The 4,512-nt window shown below is 37.2% G+C and carries 6 protein-coding genes; 3 read left to right on the plus strand and 3 right to left on the minus strand.

Annotated elements, in window-relative coordinates:
• Window positions 1-133: 133 nt before the first annotated feature.
• Both U0839_RS08470 and U0839_RS08475 read right to left on the minus strand, forming a co-directional pair.
• Window positions 134-568 carry a hypothetical protein gene (locus U0839_RS08470; protein ID WP_155566028.1) on the minus strand — a complete coding sequence of 145 codons (435 nt, stop codon included), beginning with the start codon at window positions 566-568 and terminating at the stop codon, window positions 134-136.
• 30 nt (window positions 569-598) lie between these two features.
• Window positions 599-856 (minus strand): hypothetical protein, encoded by a 258-nt coding sequence (locus tag U0839_RS08475; RefSeq protein ID WP_155566029.1) that lies wholly within the window; start codon window positions 854-856, stop codon window positions 599-601.
• A gap of 669 nt (window positions 857-1,525) precedes the next feature.
• Between U0839_RS08475 and U0839_RS08480 the strand changes: the two genes are divergently transcribed.
• The 3 genes from U0839_RS08480 to U0839_RS08490 are packed head-to-tail and all read left to right on the plus strand — an operon-like array spanning window position 1,526 to window position 4,188.
• The gene (locus U0839_RS08480; protein WP_110439090.1) at window positions 1,526-1,720 is read left to right on the plus strand and encodes a DUF1656 domain-containing protein; all 195 of its coding nucleotides are present in this window, start codon (window positions 1,526-1,528) and stop codon (window positions 1,718-1,720) included.
• A 30-nt stretch (window positions 1,721-1,750) separates the two neighbouring features.
• A complete protein-coding gene (locus U0839_RS08485) occupies window positions 1,751-2,662 on the plus strand; it encodes an HlyD family secretion protein (protein ID WP_110439091.1) in 912 nt (303 codons plus the stop codon).
• A gap of 11 nt (window positions 2,663-2,673) precedes the next feature.
• The gene (locus U0839_RS08490; protein ID WP_370533622.1) at window positions 2,674-4,188 is read left to right on the plus strand and encodes an efflux transporter outer membrane subunit; all 1,515 of its coding nucleotides are present in this window, start codon (window positions 2,674-2,676) and stop codon (window positions 4,186-4,188) included.
• A gap of 91 nt (window positions 4,189-4,279) precedes the next feature.
• Here the strand turns inward: U0839_RS08490 and U0839_RS08495 are convergent.
• On the minus strand, window positions 4,280-4,512 hold a 233-nt coding region (locus tag U0839_RS08495), incomplete at its 5' end, for a hypothetical protein (RefSeq protein WP_413550471.1).

Genomic DNA, 4,512 nt, shown 5'->3' on the forward strand with positions numbered 1-4,512 from the left:
AGTTTATAAAAAAAATCAACAAAAACTTAATAATGAGAATGATAAATTTGGAAAAACAATTTTTTTTCAACAACTTCGTAAATAATGTTGAAGTATTTATTATAAAAACCTCAACATTATAAATAAAATCTATTCAGATTTTTTTTCTAAATTTCTTTTTAATAAACTGCCATATAAAACTTCGTAAATATCCACCCAACGGCCCTGTAAGTGCAGTAATTAAAGTTGTCAGGGCAATTGAATCACGCAATTGCTTTAAATTATGGTTCCGAATCACCTTGGCTTCTATCTCTTCTTCACCAATTTTTGCCTGCAAGGCTAGATAGAAAAAGATACCAGCACACAAAATATCAAAAATTAGGATAATTAATGATGATCCCAAAAAACCAATATGAAACAACCAGCAACACAGCGCCGCCAAAACAGCATGCAAGGAAATTAAAACAAATAATCCAAATACTGCCCCTATACAGCATAACAGGATTTGCTTGCTTACTCTAATTGACTTTTTTTTCAAAAGCAGGAGCTCTGCATCCGCTGCTGCTTTGCCAAATTCAACAATCTTCATGTATATAGACCATTTCTACAACAAATATTACTAGCGCGTCATCCGACCCAGTACAAAACCTATAATCGTGGAGATCAAAACCGCTTTGATCGGTTTGGATTGAACTTTTTTAGAAAGCTGCTCTACTTGTTCTTCTGCAACATCCTTCATATCATCCTTAATCTTATCTGCTTTATCTGCCATTTCAGCCAAGGCAGGATTAAGCTGTTCTTTTGAAGCCATGACATTATCTTGAACCTGATTTTTAATTTGCTTTAAATTTGTTTTTTTTTTCTTGCAAAAAAACATTTTAATTCCTTCTACATATCCGATAAAACTTGTTTTCAAGTTTAATATATATTTAAATTAATAATAATAAAAAAAGACAAGAAATATTATTTATTTTACTTTGAATAATGTAATAAGACTTAATGACAAGATCTAAACATACAATTAGATTTATTACTAATAAATGATATAACTCATAAAATGCTTTTTTTATCTATAATTGCATATTAAAATTACTTGATTTTAATATGCAATTTAATTTTTTCTATTCAAATTTTCCAATTATGGACCAAATATTTCCTTTCTATTTTAACCTAAATTTTATTTACTGCAAAACGCATTGTAAAATAAAATTAATGTACATATACAATGAAAATATCTTGACTTGAAAATAATTTAGGCATAATCCGCACGGAGAGCATTTAATAATTCTTGATTTATTCCCTTACTTAAATATGTTTTAAATGCTACCCATATCATTATCCGTTTCTATCATAAATGGATTATATTATAAACAATATTAGAGTTAATTTTTTAAGATCAAATTGATTGATTCATGTTTTGTGCTTTAAAGAAAATTTTGTCCATAAAAAAAACAAATTTATATTACTCTTTTTTATTTTTCTGGGAATTTACAAACTATCCATTAAAAATTAGTAAAAATGTTTCCTTTTTTCTGAGTGCAACAAGATGATCGCAGAATTTGATTTTTTTGGTGTCTATATCGCCCCTTTTGTTGTTTATGCTTTATTTGCATTCGCCTTAACTGTTATTATCCGTTCTTTCCTGTGGAAAACAGGTTTAATAAAATTATTTTGGCATCTTGCTTTATTTGAAGTAGCTTTATATTTCAGTATCCTATGTTTGCTTATCTTATATGTATAACTTCTGACTTTAAGAATTTGTTTTTCAATCATGGCACCCATTAGTAATATCATCCGCATCATCTTGACCCTAATCATTGTAGCCATGGCTATAATTCTAGGGGTAGCCTTGTGGGACACCTACATGATTGCCCCATGGACCCGTGATGGTCGTGTCAGAGTATACGTCGTTAAAATCGCCCCGGAAATTTCGGGCACCATTGTACAGGTTCCTGTCAGGGACAACCAGTTTGTTCGCAAGGGTGATCCCCTTTTCGTAATTGACCCCTTACGTTTTAAAATCGCCATTCAACAGGCAGAGGCAAATTTGGAAAATGCGGAGGCCAATCTTGCCTTACAACGTCGTAATGCAATGCGTCGCAAAGGATTGGAAGGCATTGTTTCAACAGAAGAAAAAGAAGATTTCAATACAAAGGTTAGAACCGCACAGGCAAGTGTAGATACAGCAAAAGCAGCCCTGACAGAAGCCAAGTTAAATTTGCAGCGTTCCATACTTTATTCACCTGTCAATGGCTATATTACAAATCTTAATTTACGAGTTGGTGATTACGTCAATACAGGCAATTCATATTTATCCGTTATTGATGCCGATTCTTTCTGGGTCTATGGCTATTTTGAAGAAACCAAAATGTGGGGCATTCATGTCGGCGATGTCGCCCGGATCAAGTTAATGGGATATAAACAGATACTGCCCGGACATGTTGTCAGTATTGCCCGTGGTATCAATGACTCTAATGCCAACGCTGATAATTTTGGTTTGCAAAATGTTAATCCCATTTTTACCTGGGTTCGTTTGGCTCAACGTATTCCCGTAAGAATTCATATTGATCATATTCCAGACACGATCCATCTTTCCGCCGGCATGACCGCCACAATCAGTGTCGGCCCACAAACAAGTGGCAGAAAAGGAAAACTGGCCACCTGGTTACAAGATCATCTATGAGTATTTCAAACATGTTCCGTCTAAAATCTATCTGGCAGAAAGCAATTACATTTTCCTTGATTGGATTGAATGCCTGCACGGTTGGCCCCAATTTTCATCGGGATCACATGAAAATTCCGGAACAATGGACTGAAAAAGTATGGAAAAGACCAGCCACAGCCCAAGAGATTGTCCAGGCAGCGAACAACATGCGTCGTTGGTGGGAACAGTTTCATGATCCATTGTTAAATCAACTTGTTGAAAAGGCCATCCAGAACAATTATGACCTTCAGATGGCGGGACAACGGATTTTGGCCGCTCAATCCTTGCGTGATCAGCAGGCGTCTAAATGGTATCCCCAACTGGATGGTTCTGGCGGATTTGGATATCAGACATCTTCCAATACCTTATCCAGCAATATCTCGATATCAAAAGGAAATCCAAATAATGCCGTTATACGTCGTTATGGCGCGACATTCAGCTGGCAACTGGATACATTCGGTTTGATCAGACGAATGGTTCAATCCCAAGAAGAGGCTGTAAAGGCCTCGATCGAGGATAGAAGAGCCGTCCTTTTAGCCATGCTTTCTCAACTGGCCAATAACTATGTAACCCTCCGCACCATGCAGCTACGGTTACGCATAGCGGATGAAAATGTTGCAATCGCCCAATATATCTATAATCTGGCACAAAAACAGTATATTGAGGGTACAGGCACGACTCTAAGCACTGCCCAGGCAGAAGCCGAGCTTGAAACCCAGCGAGCAAGTCGAGAGCCCTTGAAAACCAGCATTACCCAGATTACCCATACAATTGATGTTTTGCTGGGACAAACGCCGGGAACCACGGAAACACTTCTTAAGATAGAACAGCCTTTACCAGACTTACCCCCATTTCCACCCTCCATTCCTTCCATTGCCCTAGCCAATCGTCCAGACATACGTATGGCCGAAAGGCAATACGCCATGGCAACGGCAAATATCGGTGTTGCGGTTGCAGAACTCTATCCACAATTCACCATTGACATGAGTGCGATGCCAACGACTTCTTTTACCAGTCAAATGGCCAATATTGCCAGTCTGGTATCCAGCAGCTTTATCAATCTTTCCATTCCAGGTCTGCATGGTGGCCGCCTTAGTGCCGCGGTTAAGCAAGCGCAGGCTCAGGCAGAAGAGGCACGGTTAAATTACCGTCAAACAATCCTGACATCCCTGAAGGAGATCGAGGATGTTATCGCGGCCTGGGGTGATGATTCAGAACATGTTGATCTGTTGCACAAATCCAAAGTAAGCAGCCAGACTGCCCTTATCCGTGCCCAAAAACTCTATAAGGCAGGACTTACAGGATATCTGGATGTCCTGACCGCGCAACGAACAGCCACAAATGCCGCCAATGAAGAGGCTGTGGCCATTTTGGAACGTTTCCAGGATTCCATCAATTTGTTCACGGCCCTTGGAGCCGGCTGGCAGGGTGTGGATATAACAAAAACGGAACTTCCCATGACCATCGAACAACAAAATCTGTTAGCGAAACTGGTCAAACAATAAAATTCGAAAGCAGTTTTAAAAATTATACTTCAATTATATTAACGTATAACCTGATCCAATTTTATAGTTTTAATTTAAAATTTATTGAAATTTATACTTTCTCTGGTAATTTCAATTGTCCAGATTTAGCCCACTCTAACGCTTTTTTTGAATCTGGATCTTTAAAATTTTTTATTTTCGTCAATATTAAATTAAAATCACCTTTAACTGTATCTAAGTCATTTATAACATTGTAATAATCCGAATAAATATTATTATCTAAAATCCAATGATAAACTGATGAAATAAAATGTAAACTACCCCATAATCCCTGTAACTGTTTAA

It is taken from the genome of Commensalibacter sp. A3DC (assembly GCF_047307945.1).
GTDB lineage: Bacteria > Pseudomonadota > Alphaproteobacteria > Acetobacterales > Acetobacteraceae > Commensalibacter > Commensalibacter melissae.

What these genes read in the sequence shown, in the direction of transcription:
- U0839_RS08470 (WP_155566028.1), bottom strand. Translation starts at nt 568, where the DNA reads ATGAAGATTGTTGAATTTGGCAAAGCAGCAGCGGATGCAGAGCTCCTG.
- U0839_RS08475 (WP_155566029.1), bottom strand. Translation starts at nt 856, where the DNA reads ATGTTTTTTTGCAAGAAAAAAAAAACAAATTTAAAGCAAATTAAAAAT.
- U0839_RS08480 (WP_110439090.1), top strand. Translation starts at nt 1,526, where the DNA reads ATGATCGCAGAATTTGATTTTTTTGGTGTCTATATCGCCCCTTTTGTT.
- U0839_RS08485 (WP_110439091.1), top strand. Translation starts at nt 1,751, where the DNA reads ATGGCACCCATTAGTAATATCATCCGCATCATCTTGACCCTAATCATT.
- U0839_RS08490 (WP_370533622.1), top strand. Translation starts at nt 2,674, where the DNA reads ATGTTCCGTCTAAAATCTATCTGGCAGAAAGCAATTACATTTTCCTTG.